The sequence below is a fragment of the Nocardioides sp. Soil805 genome, from assembly GCF_001429625.1.
GTDB lineage: Bacteria > Actinomycetota > Actinomycetes > Propionibacteriales > Nocardioidaceae > Nocardioides.
Genome location: NZ_LMSU01000005.1, coordinates 101,342 through 125,957 on the forward strand (window position 1 = coordinate 101,342; position 24,616 = coordinate 125,957).

At 72.1% G+C, this 24,616-nt stretch carries 16 protein-coding genes; 8 read left to right on the forward strand and 8 right to left on the reverse strand.

The window, feature by feature from the left end:
• Positions 1–48 precede the first annotated feature (48 nt).
• Positions 49–1,329, reverse strand: a complete 1,281-nt coding sequence (locus ASG94_RS19200; RefSeq protein ID WP_056928095.1) for a glutamate-5-semialdehyde dehydrogenase — start codon at positions 1,327–1,329, stop codon at positions 49–51.
• A gap of 75 nt (positions 1,330–1,404) precedes the next feature.
• Between ASG94_RS19200 and ASG94_RS19205 the strand changes: the two genes are divergently transcribed.
• Positions 1,405–2,967, forward strand: a complete 1,563-nt coding sequence (locus ASG94_RS19205) for a hypothetical protein (RefSeq protein WP_156411715.1) — start codon at positions 1,405–1,407, stop codon at positions 2,965–2,967.
• On the opposite strand, the gene ASG94_RS19210 is transcribed toward ASG94_RS19205, so the two are convergent.
• From ASG94_RS19210 to ASG94_RS19230, 5 genes are all read right to left on the reverse strand, one after another.
• On the reverse strand, positions 2,961–3,713 hold the full coding sequence (locus ASG94_RS19210; protein WP_056928097.1) for a dienelactone hydrolase family protein: 753 nt from the start codon (positions 3,711–3,713) through the stop codon (positions 2,961–2,963). The genes ASG94_RS19205 and ASG94_RS19210 overlap by 7 nt on opposite strands.
• Before the next feature lie 98 nt (positions 3,714–3,811).
• Complete coding sequence (locus tag ASG94_RS19215) at positions 3,812–4,765, reverse strand: electron transfer flavoprotein subunit alpha/FixB family protein (protein ID WP_056928098.1); 954 nt, start codon at positions 4,763–4,765, stop codon at positions 3,812–3,814.
• A 27-nt stretch (positions 4,766–4,792) separates the two neighbouring features.
• Positions 4,793–5,596 (reverse strand): electron transfer flavoprotein subunit beta/FixA family protein, encoded by an 804-nt coding sequence (locus tag ASG94_RS19220; RefSeq protein ID WP_056928099.1) that lies wholly within the window; start codon positions 5,594–5,596, stop codon positions 4,793–4,795.
• Between the two features lie 161 nt (positions 5,597–5,757).
• Entirely contained in the window at positions 5,758–6,114 is a 357-nt protein-coding gene (locus ASG94_RS19225) for a hypothetical protein (RefSeq protein ID WP_235537333.1), read from the reverse strand.
• Positions 6,115–6,158: 44 nt separating this feature from the next.
• Positions 6,159–6,950 carry an enoyl-CoA hydratase/isomerase family protein gene (locus ASG94_RS19230; protein WP_056928100.1) on the reverse strand — a complete coding sequence of 264 codons (792 nt, stop codon included), beginning with the start codon at positions 6,948–6,950 and terminating at the stop codon, positions 6,159–6,161.
• A 71-nt stretch (positions 6,951–7,021) separates the two neighbouring features.
• On the opposite strand from ASG94_RS19230, the gene glgX reads away from it, so the two are divergent.
• The gene (glgX, locus tag ASG94_RS19235) at positions 7,022–9,184 is read left to right on the forward strand and encodes a glycogen debranching protein GlgX (RefSeq protein WP_056928176.1); all 2,163 of its coding nucleotides are present in this window, start codon (positions 7,022–7,024) and stop codon (positions 9,182–9,184) included.
• A gap of 5 nt (positions 9,185–9,189) precedes the next feature.
• Positions 9,190–9,888 (forward strand): ion channel, encoded by a 699-nt coding sequence (locus ASG94_RS19240; protein ID WP_056928101.1) that lies wholly within the window; start codon positions 9,190–9,192, stop codon positions 9,886–9,888.
• Between the two features lie 21 nt (positions 9,889–9,909).
• On the opposite strand, the gene ASG94_RS19245 is transcribed toward ASG94_RS19240, so the two are convergent.
• Positions 9,910–10,815, reverse strand: a complete 906-nt coding sequence (locus ASG94_RS19245; protein WP_056928102.1) for a helix-turn-helix transcriptional regulator — start codon at positions 10,813–10,815, stop codon at positions 9,910–9,912.
• Positions 10,816–10,897: 82 nt separating this feature from the next.
• A complete protein-coding gene (gene glgP, locus ASG94_RS19250) occupies positions 10,898–13,483 on the reverse strand; it encodes an alpha-glucan family phosphorylase (RefSeq protein WP_056928103.1) in 2,586 nt (861 codons plus the stop codon).
• Between the two features lie 116 nt (positions 13,484–13,599).
• Here glgP and ASG94_RS19255 point away from each other — a divergent pair, with 116 nt between their 5' ends.
• The 5 genes from ASG94_RS19255 (at position 13,600) to glgB (ending at position 24,614) form a co-directional block, all read left to right on the forward strand.
• Entirely contained in the window at positions 13,600–17,445 is a 3,846-nt protein-coding gene (locus ASG94_RS19255; protein ID WP_156411716.1) for a M36 family metallopeptidase, read from the forward strand.
• Positions 17,446–17,561: 116 nt separating this feature from the next.
• Positions 17,562–19,511 (forward strand): alpha-1,4-glucan--maltose-1-phosphate maltosyltransferase, encoded by a 1,950-nt coding sequence (locus ASG94_RS19260; protein WP_235537334.1) that lies wholly within the window; start codon positions 17,562–17,564, stop codon positions 19,509–19,511.
• Positions 19,508–21,271, forward strand: coding sequence for a maltose alpha-D-glucosyltransferase (gene treS / locus ASG94_RS19265; protein WP_056928105.1), 1,764 nt, complete (start codon positions 19,508–19,510; stop codon positions 21,269–21,271). Before ASG94_RS19260 ends, treS begins: the two co-directional genes overlap by 4 nt.
• Positions 21,268–22,659: a maltokinase N-terminal cap-like domain-containing protein gene (locus tag ASG94_RS19270; RefSeq protein WP_056928106.1), complete on the forward strand. Its 1,392-nt coding sequence runs from the start codon at positions 21,268–21,270 to the stop codon at positions 22,657–22,659. Before treS ends, ASG94_RS19270 begins: the two co-directional genes overlap by 4 nt.
• Positions 22,656–24,614, forward strand: a complete 1,959-nt coding sequence (glgB, locus tag ASG94_RS19275) for a 1,4-alpha-glucan branching protein GlgB (protein WP_082624368.1) — start codon at positions 22,656–22,658, stop codon at positions 24,612–24,614. The genes ASG94_RS19270 and glgB overlap by 4 nt, the downstream gene beginning before the upstream one ends.
• Positions 24,615–24,616 lie beyond the last annotated feature (2 nt).

A 24,616-nucleotide genomic window follows, 5' to 3' on the forward strand; every position in this document is an offset into this window, starting at 1 on the left:
CCGGAGCGCGCGGGACGTTCCTCGGCGCCCGCTCGCCAGGAGGCTCGCTCAGCGCACGTGCCCGTCGCCCACGACGACGTACTTGGTGGACGTCATCTCGGGCAGCCCCATCGGTCCCCGGGCGTGCAGCTTCTGGGTGCTGATGCCGATCTCCGCACCGAAGCCGAACTCGCCGCCGTCGGTGAACCGGGTCGAGGCGTTGACGAGCACCGCGGCGGAGTCGACGGCCGCCACGAAGCGCCGGATCGTCCCCTGGTCGCGGGCCACGATCGCCTCGGAGTGGCCCGAGGAGAAGCGACGGATGTGGGCGATCGCCGCCTCCACGTCGGCCACCACGGCGGCCGAGATGTCGGACGAGAGGTACTCCGTGGCGTGGTCCTCGTCGGTCGCGACGACCACGTCGTCGTACTCGCAGAACGCCTCGTCGCCGTGGATGGTCACGTCGTGGGCCCGCAGCGCGTCGATGACGGCGGGCAGGAAGTCGTCGGCGACGTCCTCGTGCACCAGCAGGGACTCGGCGGCGTTGCAGACGCTGGTGCGCTGGGTCTTGGCGTTGACCACGATGGCGAGCGCCTGGTCGAGGTCGGCCGAGGCGTCGACGTACACGTGGCAGTTGCCGACGCCGGTCTCGATGACCGGCACCGTGGACTCCTCGACGACGCTGCGGATCAGGCCCGCTCCCCCGCGCGGGATCAGCACGTCGACCAGCCCCCGGGCCCGCATCAGGGCCTTGACCGAGTCGTGGCTGTCGCCGGGCACGAGCTGGACGACGTCGGCCGGCAGGCCGGCGGCGACCACGGCGCCGCGGAGCACCTCGACGATGGCCGCGTTGCTGGACCGCGCGCTCGAGGAGCCGCGCAGCAGGACGGCATTGCCCGACTTGAGGCAGATGCCGGCGGCGTCGGCGGTCACGTTGGGCCGGGCCTCGTAGATCATCCCGACCACGCCGAAGGGCACGCGCAGCTGGCGCAGCTCGAGGCCGTTGGCCAGCGTCGAGCCCCGCACCACCTCGCCGACGGGGTCGGCCAGCCCGGCGACGTCGACGAGGCCCGCGGCCATGGCCGCGAGCCGGTCGCTGGTGAGGCGCAGCCGGTCGATGATGTGGGCGGGGGTGCCCGCCTCCTCGGCCCGCGCGACGTCCTCGGCGTTGGCGGCCAGCACCGCCGGCGCCTGCGCCAGCAGGGCGTCGGCCATCGCGTGCAGGGCCGCGTCCTTGGTGGCGCGGGTGGCCAGCGCCAGGTCGTGGCTGGAGACGCGGGCGCGGGTCGCGACCTCGCGGACCCCGGCCTCGTGGTCGGCCCGGTCGTGCGTGGGGGCGTCGGTGCTCATGGCTCGAGCGTAGGTCGGCCGGCACCCCCTCGCGAGGCCGTCTCAGCCGCGGGCCGCGGGGTTAGGGTGCCGGGCATGACGGGGACCCGGGGACGACTCATGCCCAGGCTGGTCGGGGGCGGCATCGCCGTCGCCCTGCTCGCCACCACGCTGGCCGCGGCGCGCGCCGAGGTGGCGCCGGCGCCGGCCACGGAGGCCGACCTGCCGCGGGAGACGACACGCGGGGTCGTGGTCGACCTCGCCGACGGCGACCGGTTCGCGGTCAGCGTCTCGCGCAACCTCCGCGAGGTGCGCGGCCGACGGTACGACGCCGCCACCGGCACGTGGGGCGAGCGGACGGTGGTGCTGAGGAGGAAGAACCTCTTCTGCGGGGACGTCGACGCCCGCGCTGCCGGCACGTCGGTAGCCCTGATCGCCGAGTGCGACCGGTTCGGCTACGCCGAGGACCAGGCGCCCACCCACTCCCAGGCGCTGTGGTCGGACGACCTCGTGACCTGGCGGGTGCACCGGCTCGAGGGCGAGGCCTACGAGGAGCCGGGCATCTCCCCCGACGGCCGCTCGGCGGTCTGGCCGCAGTACCAGGGCCACCTCACCCTCACCCCCGCCGAGGGCTTCGGCTCCCGCACCATCTCCCTGCCCGGGCAGGAGTACACCGAGACCGCCACCATCGCCGACGACGGTCGCGTCTCGGTCCTGTACGGCCGGAACGGTCGCCGGGAGGCGGACTGCCGGTTCACCGTGGTCACCCGCCTCGGCGACGGGGAGCCCGTCCGGCAGGAGCTGGACGTTCCCAACGCCTGCAGCGACTCCTCCCTGGTCAACGTCGACGCGCTGACCGTGCTCTTCGGGGACCGCACCTCCCCCGCCTACGTCACCACCATCAGCCGCCCCGACCAGTCCTCCGCGTGGACGGTCACCGCCGTCGCACCCTCCGCGGCTCCCGGCCTCGTCGAGCGCGGCGGTCGCGCCGGGACGACCTACGTGAGCTCCCCCGGCCTACCGCTGGTGGCCCTGTCCTCGGCCGACCGGAGTGCCGTCGACGTGCAGGAGTACGACGCCCTCGCGCAGCGGTGGGGGCCGCTGCGTCCGCTGACCACCCTGCCCGGGCCGTGCCACTGGGAGGGCGCGTTCTCCTCGCAGCCCTTCGGCGTCCTGGTCGCGCAGGTGGCGTGCGCCGGTCGTTCGAAGGCGCTGGTGTCCACCGACGGCTCGACCTGGACCACGGTCCAGGTGGCCAGCCACCCGCTCGGGGTCTCGGCCGACCGGCGGTGGGTGTCCTCCAGCACCCGACGCTCCACCACCGTCTTCTCCCGCGAGCTCGGCCGGGTCGTGCTCCCGGTCGGGGCCACCCGCCGCTGTGACGTCGTGCTCCCGTCGGGCCCGGGGTCCGCACTGAGGCTGACCACGTCCCGGGCGTCCGGCTGGCCGACGGTCCTGCAGGAGTCCACAGCGTCGGGCTGGCGTCGTACGGACACCGCCGTCCCGCGCGCCCGGGCCCGCAACGACACCTGCCGCCGCGTGCAGGTCGACCTCTACGGGACGGCTCCCTCCTACACGTTCTCCGGCCGCCTCCACAGCACCACGCTGTCGGTGGTCCCGCGCGGGGACGGCTGGAAGGTCCGGCGCACCCTCTACTGAGCCGGGGCGGACGCCCCGCCCACGGGCAGGTTCTCCGCGAGCCAGGCGGCGGTCCGCTCCCACGCCAGGCGCGATGCGTCGGCGTCGTGCAGGAAGAAGTCGGGGTTGTCGAAGGCGTGGTCCGCGGTCGCGTAGGCGTGGAACGTGACGTGCTCCAGCGGCTCGAGGGCGTCGCGGACCTGCTCGACCACGACCGGGGTGAGGAACTGGTCGGCCAGCCCGAAGTGGTGCAGGGAGGGCGCCGTCACCGCCTCCGGCTCGACGACCGTCACCGGTGCGTCGGGGTCCACGAGGCCCAGGATGTCGGGCAGGGCCGAGCCGTAGTAGCTGACCAGCACGTCGGGCGAGGACTCGGCGGCCACGCTGAACCCCAGCCCGCCGCCGAAGCAGAAGCCCACGATCCCGACGCCGCCGACGACCTCGCTGCGCGAACGGATCTGCTCGAGGGCGTCGAGGCTGTCGCGGACCGCCGCCTGCCAGTCGGCCCGCTGGAGCAGCGCGAGCGCCTGCTCCAGGGCGTCGGGTCCCTCCTCGACGGAGGAGACGCCCAGGCGCCAGAAGAGCTCGGGGGCCAGGACGACGTAACCCAGGGACGCCAGGTCGCGGGCGCGCTGCTCGATGTAGCGGCTCACCCCGAAGATCTCCTGCAGCAGCAGGATCCCCGGCCCGCTGCCGGACTCGGGCAGCCAGAGGTGGGCCGGCATGTCGCCGTCGGGGGTGGTGATCGTGACCCGCGTGCTCTCCATGACCGGCAACCTAGCGCGAGGGCCCGGTCACGACGCACGAACGCCCCCGACCGTTGCGGTCGGGGGCGTCCTGCGTCGTGCGTCGTGCGAGGGGCGGGTCAGCCCTTGCGCTGGGTGACCTTCTCGGTCGCGGCCGGCAGGACGGTGTGGAGGTCGCCCACCACGCCGAAGTCCACGAGCTCGAAGATCGGGGCCTCCTCGTCCTTGTTGACGGCCACGATGGTCTTGGAGGTCTGCATGCCCGCGCGGTGCTGGATCGCGCCCGAGATGCCGTTGGCGACGTAGAGCTGCGGCGAGACGGTCTTGCCGGTCTGGCCGACCTGGAACGCGTGCGGCATCCAGCCCGAGTCGACCGCGGCACGCGAGGCACCCACGGCCGCGCCGAGGGAGTCGGCGAAGGCCTCGATCGGCTCGAAGTTGCCGCCGGTGCCACGACCGCCGGAGACCACGATCGCGGCCTCGGTCAGCTCGGGGCGACCGGTCGACTTGCGCGGCTGCGAGGCGATGATCTGCGCGGTCTTCGCGGCGTCCGAGATGGTCGGCGCGAACGCCTCCACGGCACCCGCGCCCGCGGACTCCTCCGGGGCGGCCGAGTTGGGCTTGACCGTGATGATCGGCGTGCCCTGCGTGACCTTCGCGGTGACGGTGTAGTTGCCCGCGAACACGCTCTGCGTGGTGACGGGTCCCTCCTGGACGTCGACGGCGTCGGTGATCAGGCCGGACCCGATCTTGATCGCGAGCCGGGCGCCGATCTCCTTGCCCTCGAACGTCGAGGGGATCAGCACGGCGGCCGGCGAGGACTTCTCGACGAGCTGCTGCAGGGCCTCGGCCTTGGGGGCCACCAGGTAGCCCTTTAGCTCGGCGTCGTCGACGACGTAGACCTTCTCCGCGCCGTAGGCCTTGACCTTCTCGGCCACCGCGTCACCCTGCGCCGAGGCGCCGAAGAACACCGCGGACGGCTCGCCGAGGCGACGGGCGATGGTGAGCAGCTCGTACGTCGGCTTCTTGACCTCGCCGTCGGCGTGGTCGATGACAACCAGGACTTCACTCATGGTGTGCGTCTCCCTCTTCCCGGGCGCTCAGATGAACTTCTTGGAGGCGAGGAACTCGGTCAGCGCCGTGGCGCCCGAGCCGTCCTCGTCCTTGACGATCTCGCCGGCCGTGCGCGGCGGGCGGGCGGTCGTGTCCTCGACCTGCGTCCACGCCACCGACAGCCCGACCTGGTCGGCCTCGACGCCGATGTCGGCCAGCGACAGGGTCTCCAGCGGCTTCTTCTTGGCCGCCATGATGCCCTTGAACGACGGGTAGCGGGCCTCGCCCGACTGGTCGGTCACCGAGAGCACCAGCGGCATCGTGGCGCCGATGACCTCGGTGGAGCCCTCGTTGTCGCGCTTGATGCGGACCTGGTCGCCCTGGGACTCGATCACCGAGGCCAGCGTGACCTGCGGCAGGCCCAGGCGCTCGGCCAGCATCGCCGGGATGACGCTGCCCGACGCGTCGGTAGAGGCCATGCCGCACACGACGAGGTCGGTCGCACCGTTGTCGGCGCTGATCTTCTCGACGGCCTTGGCCAGCACCAACGAGGTGGCGGCGTAGTCGGAGCCCGCGATCGCGTCGTCGACCACGTGGACCGCCTTGTCCACGCCCATCTGCAGCGCCTTGCGGGCGGCGTCGACGGCCTTCTCCGGGCCCACGCACAGCGCGGTCACGGTGACCTCCTCGCCCTCGCGCTTCTCCTTGAGCTGCAGCGCCTGCTCGACGGCGTACTCGTCGAGCTCGGACAGCAGACCGTCCACTCCGACGCGGTCAACGGTGTAGTCCTCCTCGAAGTGCCGGTCGGCGGTCGAGTCGGGCACGTACTTCACACAGACGACAATGTTCATGGTGTGTGGCCTTTGCGGCCCCTCCTGAGCTGGTGACCCGGGGGCGGAGGCCCACCGGATCCGAGGATGGTGTGGTGGCGAGGTTACAAGTCAGTAACCCCACCGCGGAACAGGGTCCGCGGTGGGGTTACTCACAGTGACGCTGTCAGCGTCGCGTCCGATCAGGGGCGGATGATCCGGTCCAGGATCCGGCCGATGACGAGCCACACGACGGCGGCCAGCCCCCAGTTGACCAGGGCGTTCTTGGTCGCGGCGTTCTCGCCGTCGAACTTCAGGACGCCGTCGCGGCGGTCGAAGACCCCGAGGTCCACCGCGCTCGCCGCGTCCTTGACGAAGACGACGAGCGCGTTGTCGGTGTTGGCCTTGAGCGCGACCAGCAGGGCACCGAGGGCGCACGCCAGGGCGCACAGCACGCACACCAGCCAGACCAGCTGGGCGATGCGTGCGCGCAGCGCCGCGGTGGTCGCGGCCCCGCTCCTCTTCCTCGACGTCTCGGTGGTGGTGTCGTCCTTGGCCACAGTGGTGTCCTTCCGGGTCCTGGGTCGTGTGGGTGGTGCGCGGGCTACCGTGCCACGAAGGCGGCCTTGCCCGGCCCCTGCTCAACGAAGGACCGCATGCCGATGGCACGGTCCTCCGTGGCGAAGAGTGCTGCGAACTGCTGGCGCTCGATCTCCAGGCCGGTCTCGAGGTCCACCTCGATGCCCCGGTCGACGGCCTCCTTGGCCGCCCGGACGGCGTACGACGCGGCGTTGCTGAACTGGCCCGCCCACGCCACGGCGGCGTCGTACACCTCGGCGGCCGGCACCACCCGGTCGACCAGCCCGATGGCCAGCGCCTCGTCGGCCTTGACGAACCGGCCCGAGAAGATCAGGTCCTTGGCCCGGCTGGGACCCACGAGCCGGGTCAGCCGCTGGGTGCCGCCGGCGCCGGGGATGATGCCCAGGAGGATCTCGGGCTGGCCCAGGGTGGCGTCGTCGGCGGCGATGCGGATGTCGGCGCACAGGGCGAGCTCGCAGCCCCCGCCGAGCGCGTAGCCGTTGACGGCCGCCACGACCGGCTTGGGGATCCGGGCCACCGCGGAGAAGGCCGACTGCAGCCCGCCGGAGCGCTTGACCATGTCGGTGTAGGACATGTCGGCCATCTCCTTGACGTCGGCACCGGCGGCGAAGACACGCTCGCCGCCCCACACCACGACCGCCTTGACGTCGTCGCGCTCGGTGGCCTCCAGCGCGGCCGCGCGGATCTCCTCCTGCATCCGGACGTCGAGGGCGTTCATCTTGGGCCGGTCCAGGCGCATCGTGGCCACTCCGTCGGCCACCTCGAGCCGGACGAACTCACGCGTCGCGTCGGTCATGTCACTCCTTCGTGCTCACACACTGCGGTCGGTTGACGGGTCCCGGCATTCAATCAGGGACAATGCCGGGCGTGACACCGGGAATGTGGGAGCACCAGGGCGAGACGACCGAGGTGTGGCCCGGCCGCAACTGGCCGTTGGGAGCGACGTGGTCGCGCGAGTCGACCAACTTCGCGGTCTACGCGCCACTCGCGCGCACCGCGTGGTTGTGCCTGTACGACGACCGCGACGCCGAGCGCCGCATCCAGCTCACCGAGTTCTCCCTCGGCATCTGGCACTGCGCCGTGCCCGACCTCCCGGCGGGCACCCGCTACGGCTACCGGGTCGACGGGGACTGGGACCCCGACCGCGGGCTGCGCTTCAACCCGGCCAAGCTGCTCCTCGACCCCTACGCCACCGCCGTCGCCGGCGACCTCACGGTGCACCCGGCGATCTACGGCTACGACGTCGCCCACCCCGAGCTGCGCAGCGACCTCGACTCCGCGCCGTACACCGCGCGCAGCGTCGTCGTGGACCCCGCCTTCGACTGGGAGGGCGACGACGTGCCCCAGCGCCGGCGCTGGCGCGACACGGTGATCTACGAGCTGCACGTCAAGGGGATGACCGCGCTGCACGACCGGGTCCCCGAGCACCTGCGCGGGACGTACGCCGGGCTGGCGACCCCGGCGGTCACCGACTACCTGCACGACCTCGGCGTGACGGCCGTCGAGCTGCTCCCGGTGCACCAGTTCTTCAGCGAGCCGGCGCTGGCCGAGCGGGGGCTGGTCAACTACTGGGGCTACAACTCGCTCGGCTTCTTCGCCCCGCACAACGCCTACTCCTCCTCCGGCGACCGCGGCCAGCAGGTCCGCGAGTTCAAGGAGATGGTCAAGGCGTTCCACCGCGCGGGCATCGAGGTGATCCTCGACGTCGTCTACAACCACACCGCCGAGGCCGGCCCGGACGGGCCGACGCTGAGCTTCCGCGGCCTCGACGACCTCGGTTACTACCAGCGCGTCGTCGACCCCGACCCGCTCGCCGATCCGGAGCCCGACACCTACTGGGACGTCACCGGCTGCGGCAACACCGTCGACGCCAGCCGCACCCAGAGCCTGCGGATGATCCTGGACTCGCTGCGCTACTGGGTCGGCGAGATGCACGTCGACGGCTTCCGCTTCGACCTGCTGAGCGCGCTCACCCGCACCGGCCAGGAGGTGGACCTCGGCAGCCACCTGATGACGGCGATCGGCCAGGACCCGGTCCTGCGGCACGTCAAGCTCATCGCCGAGCCGTGGGACGCCTCGATGGACGGCTACCGCGTCGGGGAGTTCCCGCCGCCGTGGGTGGAGTGGAACGACCAGTACCGCGACACCGTGCGCGACTTCTGGCGCCGCCACACCTCCGGCGTCCGGACGGTGGCGACCCGGCTCGCCGGGTCCAGCGACCTGTACGCCGACGACGGGCGCTCGCCGTACGCCTCGGTCAACTTCGTCACCGCCCACGACGGCTTCACGCTGCGCGACCTCGTGTCCTACGAGCACAAGCACAACGAGGCCAACGGCGAGCACAACCGCGACGGGACCGACAACAACCGCTCGTGGAACTGCGGCGTCGAGGGCGAGACCGACGAACCGGACGTGATCGCGCTGCGCCGGAGGCAGGCGGCCAACCTGATGGTGACGCTGTGCCTGTCCAACGGGGTGCCGATGCTCACCGCCGGCGACGAGCGCGGCCGCACCCAGGGCGGCAACAACAACGCCTACGGCCAGGACAACCCGACGTCGTGGGTCGACTGGCGTCCCGACGACGCGTGGCTCGACGTCTACGAGATCACCAAGACCGCGCTGCGCCTGCGCCGCGACCACCCGGCGCTGCGCCAGCGGCACTGGTTCGAGGGCCGGCCCGCCATCAAGGGCGGCCCCAAGGACCTCGCCTGGATGCACCCCGACGGACGCGAGATGACCCCGGCGGACTGGCACGACGACGGCCTGCACACCGTGGGGATGTTCGTCTCCGGCGATCCGCTGCGCTCCCCCGGCCCGCGCGGCGAGCAGCTGCGCGACTCCTCCTTCGTCATCTGGCTCAACGCCTCCTCCGACGACGTCGAGGTCCGGTTGCCCGAGAACGCGTGGGTCCACAAGGGCGAGGTGGTGCTGTCGACCTGCCCCGACAACCCGATCGGCACGCCGGTGTCCACGGGCGGCACGCTGGTGCAGCAGTCCCGCTCGGTCGTCGTGCTCCGGGAGGTCAGGTGAGGGGCTTGCGCCGGGTCCGGGGGCTGCGCCAGGTCCCGGTGCTGCGCCACCCCTGCGCCGACCTGCTGATCGTCCAGCTCCTCGGGATCGTCATCTACCCGTTCCTGGGCGACCAGCCGCTGGGGCGCGCGCTCTTCTCGATCTTCGCCCTGCTGGTGCTGGCGATCGCGGTCTTCGCCGTGCGGATGACACCGGCCCTGAGCTGGATCTCGGCCGGGCTCGGCCTGCCGGTCGTGGTGCTCACCGTCTGGGAGGCGGTGTCGCCCGGGGTCGAGTCGGTCGTGCTCTGGTCGTCGGTCTTCCACGCGGCGTTCTACTTCTACACCGCCTACGCGCTGCTGCGGTACATGTTCGACGACCACGTCGTGACCACCGACGAGCTCTACGCCACCGGCGCGACGTTCACCGTGGTGGCCTGGGGCTTCGCCTACGTCTACCTCGCCATCGAGGTGGTCCTGCCCGAGTCGTTCACCGTCATCGACGACCCGCTGGAGGCCTCGGCGTGGTTCGAGATGCTGTACCTGTCGGTGACGACGATGACGAGCCTGGGGCTCTCCGACATCATCCCGGTCCGTCCGCACGCCCGCGCGTTCGTGATGCTCGAGCAGATCGCCGGGATGCTCTACCTGGCGCTGGCCGTGGCCCGGATCATGGCGCTCACCGTCGCCCGGACCGCCTCGCGCGACGAGCGCCGCACGAAGTGAGCCCGGTCGTCCCCCGGGAGCTCAGGCCGGGGAGGCCACCCATTCCATCGGGTCACCGGCGTCGAGGTCGGTGATGCCGGCCGTCTCGAGGGCACCGAGGACGACCACGCGTCGTACGGCGGCGAAGGTGAGCACGTGGGCCACCATCCCGCCAAACGTGAAGACCCGCGGCGGCTCGCACGTCACATCCACGAACGTGTCATCGAGCCGGCCCTCCTCGATCGTCCGGCGCACCTGGGCGAGGAACGCGGGGCCCTCCTCGGCCAGCTCCCGGCGCAGCGTGGAGATCGTCTTGCCGCGCTCGTCCCAGTCGTAGCGCCGCTGCGAGGAGGCGGCGTTCCACTGGGCGAGCTGGCCGACCAGGCGGCCCAGCACGGAGCGGATCGACATGTCGTCGTCGATGGTCCCGATCGGCATCTCGATGGGGGCGTCGACCCGGTCGTCGTCCAGGCGGTCGGCCCGGTCCAGCATCTCGCCGGTGAGCCAGAGGTGGTGCTCGATCATGCGCGTCAACAGGTCCATCGGGGTCACCTTCGAGGTCGTCGGCAGCCGCAGCGTGCCGGGCGGGTGGAAGTGCACCCGGCTCGGCGCGGGCAGCTGCGTGCGCGTCGGGTGCTGACGCCAGCGACTCGGGGCCACGCCGTACTCACGCCTGAACGCGCGGGTGAAGCCCTCGTGGGAGTCGAAGCCCGCCTCGATCGCGATGTCCAGGACCTGCCGGTCGGTCACGACCAGCTGGTAGGCCGCCCGCTCCAGCAGGAGCCGCCGCCGCATCCGGCCGGGGGGCTCGCCCCCGGTCGCGGAGACGATCCGGTCGAGGTGGAACCGCGACAGGTGCATCCGCCGCGCCCGCTCCGCGCTGCCGAGGTCGAGGGTCTCGGCCAGCACGTCGAGGAACTCGGCGAACGTGTCGGTCGCTGTCGTCATGGCCCCACCCTGCCCGGCCCGGCGCCGCTCCGCTTGACCGTATTTGCACAGTCGCGCGGTGCAGCCCGGGCGGGCGGCGTCGTCAGGCGGGAGCGGAGACCAGGCCCAGCTCCGCGACCGAGGCCAGCGACTCGTTGCGCGGCACCACCCGCACCGTGTAGCCGAAGGGACCCGAGCGGTCGAGGCGCACGTCGGCGTCGAAGCGGTGCCGGTTGCCCTCGTAGGACTCGGAGACGTGCATCGGCGTGGTCACCTGGTCGAGGAGGTCGTCGTCGGCGCCGGGGCGACCGTGGACGACCTGGACCTCGACGTCGTCGGCGGACAGGTCGCCGAGCGCGACGTAGGCCCGCACGGCGAGGGTCGCGCCCACCTCCGCGGCGTCGCCGACTCCCTCGGAGTCGACGTGCTCGACGCGGACCGAGCCCCACGCGCCGCGCACGTGCTGCTTCCACTGCGCGAGCTCGCGGGCCCCGGTGTAGTCGGAGTTGAGCGCCCGCGACGTGTGCGCCGCGGGGGCGTACAGCTCACGGACGTAGTCGCGCACCTGGCGGGTGGCCAGCACCTTGGGGCCGAGCGACTTCAGCGTGTGGCGCACCATCTCCAGCCAGCGGGTGGGCACACCCTGCTCGTCGACGTCGTAGAAGCGCGGCGCGACCTCGTTCTCGATGAGGTCGTAGAGCGCGGTGGCCTCGAGGTCGTCGCGGCGGTCCTGGTCCTCGACGCCGTCGGCGGACGGGATCGCCCAGCCGTTGTTGCCGTCGTACCACTCGTCCCACCAGCCGTCGAGGATGGAGAGGTTGAGCCCGCCGTTGAGCGCGGCCTTCATGCCCGAGGTGCCGCACGCCTCGTAGGGGCGCAGCGGGTTGTTGAGCCACACGTCGCAGCCGGGGTAGAGCGGCTGCGCCATCGCGATGTCGTAGTTGGGCAGGAACACGATGCGGTGCCGGACCTCGGGGTCGTCGGCGAAGCGCACCATCTCCTGGATGAGCTTCTTGCCGCCGTCGTCGGCCGGGTGCGACTTGCCGGCGATGACCAGCTGCACCGGGCGCTCGGGGTCGAGGAGCAGCCGCTTGAGGCGCGCAGGGTCGCGCAGCATCAGCGTGAGGCGCTTGTACGACGGCACGCGGCGCGCGAAGCCGATCGTCAGCACGTCGGGGTCGAGCGCCGACTCGATCCAGCGGCGCTCGGCCGGCGCGAAGCCGCGCTTGGCCGACGACTTGTCCAGCCGGACGCGGGCGTCGTCGACGAGGCGGGCGCGCAAGGTGCGCTTGAGGTCCCAGAGCCGCTTGCCGTCGATGCGGTCGACCAGCGGCCACAGGCCGTCGGTGTCGTCACCGTCGACGTCGGCACCCAGTTCGGCGGCGAGGTCGAAGATCTCGCGGGCGATCCAGGTCGGGCCGTGGACGCCGTTGGTGACCGAGCCGATCGGCACCTCGGCCTCGTCGAAGGCCGGCCAGAGGCCGTTGAACATCCCGCGCGACACGTGGCCGTGCAGCTGGGAGACGCCGTTGGCGCGCTGGGCGAGTCGGAAGCCCATGACGGCCATGTTGAAGACCGCGGCGTCGCCGCTCTCGTAGTCCTCCGCGCCGAGCGCGAGCACCCGGTCGGCCGGCACGCCGGGGGTCGGAGACGCCTCGCCGCCGAAGTACTGCTGGACGAGCTCGCGCGGGAAGCGGTCGATGCCGGCGGGCACCGGGGTGTGCGTGGTGAAGACCGTGCCGGCCCGGGAGACCTCGAGCGCGGTGTCGAAGTCGAGGCCGGGGCCGCCCTCGCCCACGGTGAGCTCGCGGATCCGCTCGATGCCGAGGAAGCCGGCGTGGCCCTCGTTGGTGTGGAAGACCTCGGGCGCCGGGGCGCCGGTGATGCGGGAGTAGACACGCAGCGCGCGCACACCGCCCACCCCGAGCAGCAGCTCCTGGCGCAGGCGGTGCTCGGAGTTGCCGCCGTACAGCCGGTCGGTGACGTCGCGGTAGTGCTGCGGGTTCTCCTCGATGTCGGAGTCGAGGAGCAGCAGCGGGACGCGGCCCACGTGCGCGACGAAGATGCGCGCCAGCAGCGGCTGGCCGCCGGGCAGGTCGATCGAGACGATCGCGCGGGAGCCGTCGGCCTCGCGCAGCAGCGTCAGCGGCAGCTCGTCGGGGTCGAGGACCGGGTAGGTCTCCTGCTGCCAGCCCTCGCGGGACAGCGACTGCTTGAAGTAGCCGTGGCGGTAGAACAGGCCGACGCCGGTCACCGGGATGCCCAGGTCGGAGGAGGCCTTGAGGTGGTCGCCGGCCAGGATGCCGAGGCCGCCGGAGTACTGCGGGAGGACGGCGGTGATGCCGTACTCGGGCGAGAAGTACGCGATCGACCGGGGAGCGTCGGGGCCGGCCTTGCGGGCGTACCAGCGCTCGCCGTTGAGGTAGTGCTCGAGCGACTTGGTCGCCACCCGCAGCTGCTCGAGGAACGCGGCGTCGCCGGCCAGCTCGTCGAGCCGGCCGCGGCCCACGGCGCCCAGCAGGCGCACCGGGTCGTGGTTGACCTCGCCCCACAGGCGCTCGTCGATCGCCCGGAAGACGTCTTGCGTCTCGGGGTGCCACGACCAGCGCAGGTTGCCGGCCAGGGTGGCCAGGCCGGCCAGCGGCTCGGGCAGGACAGGACGCACGGTGAATCGTCGAATGGCTCGCACGGACCCGACCGTAGGGCATTTCCTTTGATCGATCCAACAACCGTCGCGGAGCGCTCGTGGGGCGCGCCGGACCAGACCGCGCGTAACCCCGCTCGGCACTGTGCCGTTGTCGCCGCATGACCCGCACCCGCACCCCGCGCCGCACCGGGCTCGTCGCCGGCCTGCTCGCGCTCACCGTGATCGGTGGCCTCGCCCAGCTGCCCGCCTCCGGCTCGACCGCCCCCGCCGCGGCCGTCGACCTCGACGCGCTGACCACCCTCGGCGATCCCGTCGACGCCCTCGGCGACCGGGACCTGCGGGGCACGGCCACCCCGCTGGCCGGCCAGCGCCAGGCGATCGCGGCGCTCGGTGCGTCCACGGTGCGGTGGAACGACCTCGGCACCCCCGCGTCGATCCTGCCCGCCGACGGCTCCCTGGGCGCCGCACCCGGCGACCCCGTCGCCGGCGCCCGGGCCTGGCTGCGCGACCACGCGGCCGCCTTCGGACTGACCGTCGCACAGGTCGACGGGCTGGAGCTGGTCAACGACCAGCGCCTGGCGGGCAGCGACGCGCGCGCCGTCCTCCTCCGCCAGCAGTACGACGGCCTCCCGGCCGCCGCCGGCGGCCTGGTGACCGTGGGGGTCAGCGACGGCCAGGTCCGCTACGTCTCGTCGTCCCTCGCGCGCAGCCGCACCTCGTCGGTCCCCGACGCGGTGCTGACCCCGCTCCAGGGCTGGCTGGCCGCCGCCGCGGACGCCGGGCTCCCGCGGGTCGACGCCGCCGCCGTGGAGGTCGTCGGCTCCGCCACCGGGTGGACCCGCCTGACCGTGCCCGGCCTGGCCCGGGAGCAGCAGGTGCGCCTGCGGGCGCTGCCGATGGCCGACGGCACGGTCCGTCCGGTCCTGGAGGCCAACGTCGTCGACGTCGCCGGCGGTGCCGCGTCGGCGTACACCTCGCTGGTCGACGCCGTCACCGGCGACGTGCTGGTGCGTCGCAACCAGGTCGACAACGCGGCGTACAACAACCTGTTCACCGGGGCGATCACCGCCACCGACTGCGGTCCGCGGCACGCCTTCGAGCTGACCGACGACCTGACCCGCTCGATCAACGCCGTCGGCGTGGCGCTGCCGGCCGACGACGTGACCCTCAAGGTCTTCGGCCCCGGCGACGCGCTGCTCGGCACCTACGACCTCGGGACCAGCCCGGAGGTCGCCACCTACACGGCCGACTCGATCCCGGCCGGCACCTACTCCGTCCAGGTGTGCCCCTTCGACAGCGCCTCGGTCGTCGTCGGGCAGTACTCCCTCGCCGTCTCCACGAGCGACACCGCTCCCCCCACCGGCGGCCAGGTGGGCTTCGAGCCGCGCTGGCGCTACTTCCCCGCCAACCCCACGCTCGACTCCCCCACCGAGACGCCCGCCAACGGCGTCGTGGGCTGCTGGAAGCTGCCCGGAGAGGACTGCGACACCCCGCCCGGCGAGCTCGCCAACGTGGCCGCCTTCGGCCCCTGGGACAGCATCGCCGCGGGACTCTCCAGCTCCACGACGGTCGGCAACAACGCCAACACCCACGAGGCGTGGCTGAGCCCGCTGAGCCCCGGTGGCCTGGCGCAGGCGCCGGTCTCGCCGACCCGCGACTACACGCCGGAGTTCACCGACGCCTGGAACAACTCGCGGTGCAACCCCGCCGAGCTCGTCCCCGGCGGCAACGACATCGAGGCCTCGGTCACCAACCTGTTCGTCGCGCACAACCGCATGCACGACTTCAGCTACTACCTCGGCTTCACCGAGGACAACTACAACCTGCAGACCGACAACGGCGGCCGCGGCGGCGTCGGGGGTGACGCGGAGGTCGGCAACGCCCAGGCCGGCGCGCTCACCGGCTCCAGCTACACGACCGGGCTCGGACGCGACAACGCCAACCAGATCGCCCTGCAGGACGGCATCCCCGGCATCACCAACCAGTACCTCTTCCAGCCGATCGCCGGCGCCTTCTACGCCCCCTGCACCGACGGCGGCCTCGACATGGGCATCGTCGGGCACGAGTACACCCACGCCATCACCAACCGGATGGTCGGCGGTCCCGACGAGGGGCTGACCTCCGAGCAGGGCGGCGCGATGGGCGAGTCGTGGGGCGACCTGGTCGCCGCGGAGTACCACCACGTGCACGGCTACGGCAACGGCGGCAACATCTGGGCGGTCGGCGCCTACGCCACCGGCAACCTCGACACCGCCATCCGCGACTACGCCATCGACCGCAACCCGCTCAACTACTCCGACTACGGCTTCGACATCACCGGGCCGGAGGTGCACGCCGACGGGGAGATCTGGAACGGCACCATGTGGGAGGTCCGCCAGGCCCTCGTGGACGCGTACGACGCCTCGTTCGACTACGAGGACACGGCCCTGCAGCTGCGCTGCGCGCAGGCGACGCGGACCGCGAGCCCGACCGCGGCCGACGCCTGCCCCGGCAACCGCCGCTGGCTCCAGCTGATGTTCGACTCCTTCCTGCTGCAGCAGGGCGCCACCTCGATGCTCGACGCGCGGGACGCGATGCTCGCGGCCGACCGGATGCGCTTCGGCGGCGCCGACCAGGACGTGCTGTGGAGGGCGTTCGCCCGCCGCGGCATGGGCGTCGACGCGTCGGTGGCCTCGGCCGACGACGACCAGCCGGTGCCGGGCTTCGCGGCGCCCACGGGCAACGCGGCCGTCACCTTCACCACCGCCGGAGCCGCACAGGTCTACGTGGGCGACTACGAGGCCCGCGTCACCCCGGTCGCGGACACCGACGCGGGTACGCCGCTGGGTGCGACGGCGTCGTTCACCCCCGGGACCTATCGGATGCTCGCGGTCTCCCCCGACCACGGGTTCACCCGCTTCACGCTGACGGTACCGGCCGGCGGGGGCGCCATCACGGTGCCCGTGCAAGACCGGCCCAACGTCGCGTCCGCCGCCGCGGGCGCCTCGGTCATCGGGGCGACCGAGGGGTCGCTCAACCCCGAGGCCCTCATCGACGGCACCGAGGCCACCAACTGGGGAGGGGTCACCGCCGGCAACGTCGACACGAGGAACCCCTCGGTCGCCGTCGACCTCGCCGGCGACGTGCAGACGGTCCGCCGGGTCGACGTGAGCGCCTACCTGACCCCGGCCCCGGCCGGTGACAGCACGGTGCCCCTCGCCCAGGAGGACCCCGACTCGGGCTCGCGCTTCACCGCGCTGCGCCAGTTCGCCCTGGAAGCCTGCACGACGGGCTGCGGGTCCGCCGACGCCACCTGGACCCGGTTCTACACCTCGCCGGCCGACGCGTTCCCCGGCGTCAAGCCGCGCCCCGTGGCCCCGACCCTCACGATGCGGGAGTTCGACGTGCCCGACACCGAGGCGGCCGCCGTACGGCTGGTGACCCTGCACAACCAGTGCACGGGCGGCCCGGACTTCGCGGGCGAGCAGGACGACGACCCGCTCAACGACACCGACTGCGCCACCGCGTCCGACCGCGGAACCATCGTGCACGCCGCGGAGCTGCAGGTGTTCACCACCGACGCCGGCTCGGACGGGACCGGGACCGGCGGGACCGGGACCGGCACTGGCACCGGGACCGGCACTGGCACTGGCACGGGCGGCACGAGCACCGGCACGACGCCCGGCACCGGCACGGGAGGGACCGCCGGCACACCCGGGCGGGTGGGTACCTCGGTCCGGCTCCGGATCCGTCGCGCGGTGCAGACCGGCGCCACCGCCGCCCCGGTGCTGAAGGCCCGGCTGCGGCTCGACGGCGCCCGCGCCGAGCGCCTCGGCCACTGGGTGGTGAGGATCGACGGACGCCGCTACGCGAAGGTCCGGGTCGACCGGTTGACCCTGAGGCTGCGGGTCTCGCGGCGTCTGGCGCCCGGGAGGCACGGGGTCCGGGTGTTCTTCCGGCCGGCCGACCGCACGGCCTTCGCACCGTCGAGGTCGGCGCGTGCGCGGATCGTCGTACGACGCTGAACGCACCGGCCGGGACCGACGCCGGGACCGGACGCGGGGGTGACGTGTCCGGACCCGGCTTGCGTGAGGACCCCCGGGTTCGCAAGTGTGGGCGCATGGTTGGACGCATACCCGTCATGGACGTCTCCCCCGTCGTCGACCTCGGCCGCCAGGCGGCCAAGGCCACCGTCGGCGAGCCGATGCCCGTCCGCGCGTCCGTGTTCCGGGAGGGACACGACCAGCTGAGCGCCGAGGTGGTCCTGACCGATCCCTCCGGGACGCGCCGCGCGCCCGTGCGGATGGCCAAGCACGGGGAGGTCCCCGACCGGTACGACGCGTGGGTCACGCCCGACGCCGAGGGCTCGTGGACCTTCGAGATCGCCGCGTGGTCCGACCCCCTGGCCACCTGGGAGCACGACGCCGGGCTCAAGATCCCCGCCGGCGTCGACGTCGAGCTGATGTTCACCGAGGGCCGGCTGCTCCTCGAGCGCGTGATCGCCTCGGGCGACCTCGACACCCACCAGAGGTCCGTGGTGGGCGGCGCCGCCCAGGCCGCGGGCGACACCGCACGCCCGGTCGAGGCCCGCCTGGCCGCCATGCAGAGCCCCGAGCTGTGGGGCGTGCTGCGCGACCACCCGCTGCGCGAGCTCGTCTCGACCGAGGGTCCCTACCCGCTGTACGCCGACCGCACCCGCGCCCTGTTCGGCAGCTGGTACGAGTTCTTCCCGCGCTCCGAGGGCGCTACCCGGGACGCCAAGACCGGCGCCGTCACCTCCGGGACCTTCCGCACCGCCGCGAAGCGGCTCGACGCGGTCGCCGACATGGGCTTCGACGTGATCTACCTGCCGCCGATCCACCCGATCGGCGAGGTCAACCGCAAGGGCCCCAACAACACCCTCACCCCCGGGCCGGAGGACACCGGCTCGCCGTGGGCGATCGGCAGCAAGGACGGCGGCCACGACGCCATCCACCCCGCCCTGGGCGACTTCGACGACTTCGACGCCTTCGTGGCCCGCGCCGGTGAGCTCGGGCTCGAGGTCGCGCTCGACCTCGCGCTCCAGGCGGCGCCCGACCACCCGTGGGTCACCAGCCACCCGCAGTTCTTCACCACCCGCGCCGACGGCACCATCGCCTATGCCGAGAACCCGCCGAAGAAGTACCAGGACATCTACCCGGTCAACTTCGACAACGACCCGACCGGCATCTGCCGCGAGGTGCTGCGCATCGTGCGGCTGTGGATGTCGCACGGCGTGCGGATCTTCCGGGTGGACAACCCGCACACCAAGCCGCTGGCCTTCTGGGAGTGGCTGCTCAAGGAGGTGCGACGCACCGACCCGGACGTGCTCTTCCTGTCCGAGGCCTTCACCCGGCCGGCGATGATGCACGGCCTCGGCGCCGTCGGCTACCACCAGAGCTACACCTACTTCACCTGGCGCACGGGCAAGCGCGAGCTCGAGGACTACCTCACCGAGGTCGCCACCGAGTCCGACCACCTGATGCGGCCGAACTTCTTCGTCAACACCCCCGACATCCTGCACGCCTACCTCCAGTACGGCGGCCCGGCGGCGTTCAAGGTCCGCGCGGCCGTCGCGGCGACCGGCTCCCCGAGCTGGGGCGTGTACGCCGGCTACGAGCTCTACGAGCACGTCGCGGTCAAGCCGGGCAGCGAGGAGTACCTCGACTCGGAGAAGTACCAGATCCGCATCCGCGACTGGGAGGGCGCCGCCGCCGAGGGCCGCACCCTCGCGCCGTACCTCACCCGGCTCAACGAGATCCGCCGGGCGCACCCCGCGCTGCAGCTGCTGCGCAACCTCACGGTGCACGCCAGCGACGACGACCAGGTGCTGGTCTACTCCAAGCGGCAGGGCGACGACGTCGTCCTCGTGGTGGTCAACCTCGACCCGCACGGCACGCGGGAGACGATGGTCCACCTCGACATGTCCGCCCTCGGCCTCGACTGGCACGACTCCTTCGTCGCGCACGACGAGATCACCGGCGAGGAGTGGAGCTGGAGCGCCCACAACTACGTCCGCCTCGACCCCGGCCACGAGCCGGCCCACATCATCTCCGTCAGGAGGCCCCGTTGACGACCACCGGTGACCGCAGCCCCGCCACCTCCGCAGCCGACCTCACGACGGCGCACAGCAGCGAGGAGTTCGAGGACACCTCGACCACAGCAGCCACCCCGGACTGGTTCAAGACGGCCGTCTTCTACGAGGTGATGGTCCGCTCGTTCCGCGACTCCAACGGCGACGGCGTGGGCGACTTCAAGGGCCTGATCGAGAAGCTCGACTACCTGCAGTGGCTGGGCGTCGACTGCCTGTGGGTGCCGCCGTTCTTCTCCTCGCCGCTGCGCGACGGGGGCTACGACGTCTCCGACTACACCGACATCCTCCCCGAGTGCGGCACCGTGGAGGACTTCCACGACTTCCTCGACGAGTGCCACAAGCGCGACATCCGGGTGATCGTCGACTTCGTCATGAACCACACGAGCGACGCGCACCCGTGGTTCCAGGCCAGCCGCGAGGACCCCGAGGGTCCCTACGGCGACTTCTACGTCTGGTCCGACACCGACGAGCTCTACGAGGACGCGCGGGTCATCTTCGTCGACACCGAGCCGTCCAACTGGACGTGGGACCCGGTGCGCCAGCAGTACTACTGGCACCGGTTCTTCCACCACCAGCCGGACCTCAACTTCGACAACCCCAAGGTCCACGACGCGATCATGGACGCGATGGCCTTCTGGCTCGACATGGGTCTCGACGGCTTCCGGCTCGACGCCGTGCCCTACCTCTACGAGCGTCCCGGCACCAACGGGGAGAACCTCCAGGAGACCCACGACTTCCTCAAGAAGTGCCGCCGCTTCGTCGACGACAACTACCCCGGCCGCGTCCTGCTCTGCGAGGCCAACCAGTGGCCCGCCGACGTGGTGGAGTACTTCGGCGACCCCAGCGTGGGCGGCGACGAGTGCCACATGGCCTTCCACTTCCCGGTGATGCCGCGCATCTTCATGGCCGTGCGCCGTGAGTCGCGCTTCCCCATCTCGGAGATCCTCGAGCAGACGCCCGAGATCCCCGACAACTGCCAGTGGGGCATCTTCCTGCGCAACCACGACGAGCTCACCCTCGAGATGGTCAGCGACGAGGACCGCGACTACATGTGGGAGGAGTACGCCAAGGACCCGCGGATGAAGGCCAACATCGGCATCCGCCGGCGGCTGGCCCCGCTCCTCGACAACGACATCAACCGGATGGAGCTCTTCACCGCCCTGCTGCTGTCGCTGCCCGGCTCGCCGGTCCTCTACTACGGCGACGAGATCGGCATGGGCGACAACATCTGGCTCGGTGACCGCGACGGCGTCCGCACCCCGATGCAGTGGACCCCCGACCGCAACGCCGGCTTCTCCTCGGCCACCCCGGGGCGGCTGCACCTGCCGGCCATCCAGGACCCGGTCTACGGCTACCAGTCGGTCAACGTCGAGGCCCAGCTGGAGAACTCCTCCTCGCTGCTGCAGTGGACCCGTCGCCTGGTCCACGCGCGCCGGCGCCACCACGCCTTCGGTCTGGGGTCCTTCACCGACCTCGGCGGGTCCAACCCGTGCGTGCTGTCCTACGTGCGCGAGCACGTGGCCGACGACGGCACCCGCGACGTCATCTTGTGCATCAACAACCTGTCCCGCTTCCCGCAGCCGGTCGAGCTCGACCTGCGCCACTGGGAGGGCCTGGTCCCCGTCGAGCTGCTCGGCGGCGTACCGTTCCCCCGCATCGGCGAGCTGCCGTACCTGCTCACCCTGGGCGGCTACGGCTTCTACTGGATGCGCCTCGTCGAGGATGGGAGCCACCCGTGAGTGACACCCTGCGCGACTTCATCGCCAACGCCCGGTGGTTCGGCGGCAAGGGCCGCGACTGGACGCTGACGGGGATCCGCCGCGTCGGCGAGCTGCCCGACCCGCCCCCGGGGCTGCACGTCACCATCGAGCTCGCCGAGCTGACCTACGCCGGCGGCGGGACCGAGCTCTACCAGCTCCCCCTCGCCTACTACAGCGAGCACCAGGAGCGCCTCGAGCACGCCTCGGTGGGCGAGTGGCACGACGACGCCTTCGGGCACGCCTTCGTGTACGACGCCCTCCACGACCGACAGGCGATGGGGCTGTGGCTGCGCGCGTTCGCCGAGGTCACCGACGGCCGCGTCACCCGCGACCGGCTGGCCTTCCACCGCGTCGAGGGCCACGAGCTCGACCTGGACGTGCACTCCACGCTCTTCAGCGGCGAGCAGTCCAACTCCTCGGTCGCCTTCGGCGAGGACTCGCTGATGAAGGTCTTCCGCAAGGTCACCCCCGGGGTCAACCCGGACATCTCGATCCACGAGGTGCTCACCCGGGCCGGCTCCGAGCACGTGGCCGCGCTCTACGGCTGGCTCGACGTCGTCGACGACGAGGCCGACACCACCATCCAGCTGGCCATGCTCCAGCAGTTCCTGCGGACGGCCTCCGACGGCTGGGACCTCGCGCTGTCCAGCGTGCGCAACCTCTTCGCCGAGGCCGACCTGCACGCCGAGGAGGTCGGCGGCGACTTCGCCGGCGAGGCGTCCCGCCTCGGGACCGCGCTGGCCGAGACGCACGCGGCGCTGGCCGCCCACTTCCCCGTCACGACCCGCTCCGCCGCCGAGACGGCCGCCCTGGCCGACGCCATGCGGGGCCGGCTGGACGCGGCACTCGACGTCGTCCCGGGGCTGGGCGAGCACGCGGACGCCCTGCGCGCGACGTACGACGCCCTGGCCGCGCTGGGCGAGCTCGAGGTCCAGCAGGTCCACGGCGACCTGCACCTGGGCCAGACGCTGCGCACCGTGAAGGGCTGGAAGATCGTCGACTTCGAGGGCGAGCCCGCCAAGCCGCTCGCCGAGCGGATGCTGCCCGACTCCCCCTGGCGCGACGTCGCGGGGATGCTCCGCTCCTTCGACTACGCACCGCGCGTGGTCATGATGACCGGTTTCGCGGCCGACCCGGCCGAGGGCACCGAGGAACAGCTGTCCTACCGCGCGACCGAGTGGTCCGCACGCAACTCCAGCGCGTTCCTGGCGGCGTACGCCGCACACGAGCTGACCGCCGAGGAGCAGACCCTGCTCTCGGCCTACGTGGCCGACAAGGCCGTCTACGAGGCGGTCTACGAGGCCCGCAACCGGCCGACGTGGGTGGGCATCCCGCTCGACGCGCTGGCCAGGATGGAGCAGGCATGAGCACTCCCACCACACCCACCACCCCCGCGGCCCCCGTCCCCACGGCCCCCGCGGCCGGCGCCGCCGCCGCCGCGGACCCCAGCGCGCCCGGTGAGCTGGACATCCACCTCATCAACGAGGGACGCCACGAGGAGCTGTGGAAGGTCCTCGGCGCGCACCCCACCGACGACGGCACCGCGTTCCGCGTGTGGGCCCCCAACGCCCTCGAGGTCCAGGTCGCCGGCGAGTGGGCCGGCTGGGACGGCTCGCGGCACCCGATGACCCGGGTGGGCGACTCCGGCGTGTGGCACGTCCTGGTCCCCGAGGCCGGCATCGGCTCGCAGTACAAGTACCGACTGCGCGGTGCCGACGGCGCCTGGACCGACCGCGCCGACCCGATGGCGTTCTACGCCGAGAAGCCGCCGAGCTCGGCCTCCATCGTGTGGGCCTCCGACTACCAGTGGGACGACGCCGAGTGGATCGCGGCGCGGGCCGCCAAGCAGCCCGTCGACGAGCCGATGGCGATCTACGAGATGCACCTCGCGTCGTGGCGGCGCCACTACGGCGGCGACATCTACGCGTGGGACGAGATCGCCGACGCGCTGGTCCCCTACCTCGACGACCTCGGCTTCACCCACGTCGAGCTGATGCCGGTGATGCAGCACCCGTTCGGCGGGTCGTGGGGCTACCACGTCACGTCGTACTTCGCCCCCGACGCCCGCTTCGGCGACCCCGACGGACTCAAGCGGCTCATCGACCGCCTGCACCAGGCCGGCATCGGCGTCATCCTCGACTGGGTGCCCGGCCACTTCGCCACCGACGAGTGGGCGCTGGCCCGCTTCGACGGCACTCCGCTCTACGAGGACCCCAACCCGCAGCGCGGCTGGCACAAGGAGTGGGGCTCCCACATCTTCAACTTCGGTCGGCACGAGGTGCGCAACTTCCTCTACGCCAACGCGCTGTACTGGCTCGAGGAGTTCCACGCCGACGGCCTGCGCGTCGACGGCGTCGCCTCGATGCTCTACCTCGACTACGGCCGCGAGCACGGCGAGTGGAGTCCCAACAAGCACGGTGGCCGCGAGAACCTCGAGGCGGTGCAGTTCCTCCAGGAGATGAACGCGACCGTCTACAAGCGGGTGCCCGGCGTGGTGACCATCGCCGAGGAGTCGACCGCGTGGCCGGGCGTGACCGGGCCGACCTCCGAGGGGGGCCTGGGCTTCGGCTTTAAGTGGAACATGGGCTGGATGCACGACTCCCTGGGCTACGCGTCCAAGGACCCGATCTACCGCAGCCACCACCACGGCCAGATGACCTTCTCGCTGGTCTACGCCTTCACCGAGAACTACGTGCTGCCGATCAGCCACGACGAGGTCGTGCACGGCAAGGGCTCGCTGCTGCGCAAGATGCCGGGCGACCGCTGGCAGCAGCTGGCCAACCTGCGGGCCTACCTGGCCTTCATGTGGGCCCACCCGGGCAAGCAGCTGCTCTTCATGGGCGCCGAGATCGGCCAGGAGTCGGAGTGGGCGGAGTCCCGCGAGCTCGACTGGTGGCTGCTCGAGCACCCCGAGCACTCCGGGGTGCACGCGATGGTGCGCGACATGAACGCGGCGTACGTCGCCTCCGGCGCCCTGTGGGGGCGTGACAACTCCCCCGAGGGCTTCGAGTGGCTCGACGCCAACGACGCCCACCGCAACGTGTTCTCCTTCGTGCGCCGCTCCCCCGGCGAGCCCGACGTGGTGTGCGTGGCCAACTTCGCAGCCGTGCCGCACGAGGGCTACCGGCTGCCGCTCACGGCTGCGGGACGCTGGACCGAGGTGCTCAACACCGACGCCTCGGCGTACACCGGCTCCGGCGTGGGCAACCTCGGTGCCGTGCAGGCGGTCGAGGGCAGCAACGGCGGCAGCCACCACCCGGCGTACGCCGACATCGTGGTGCCGCCGCTGGCCACCGTGTGGTTCCGGCACGACCCCGAGTGACC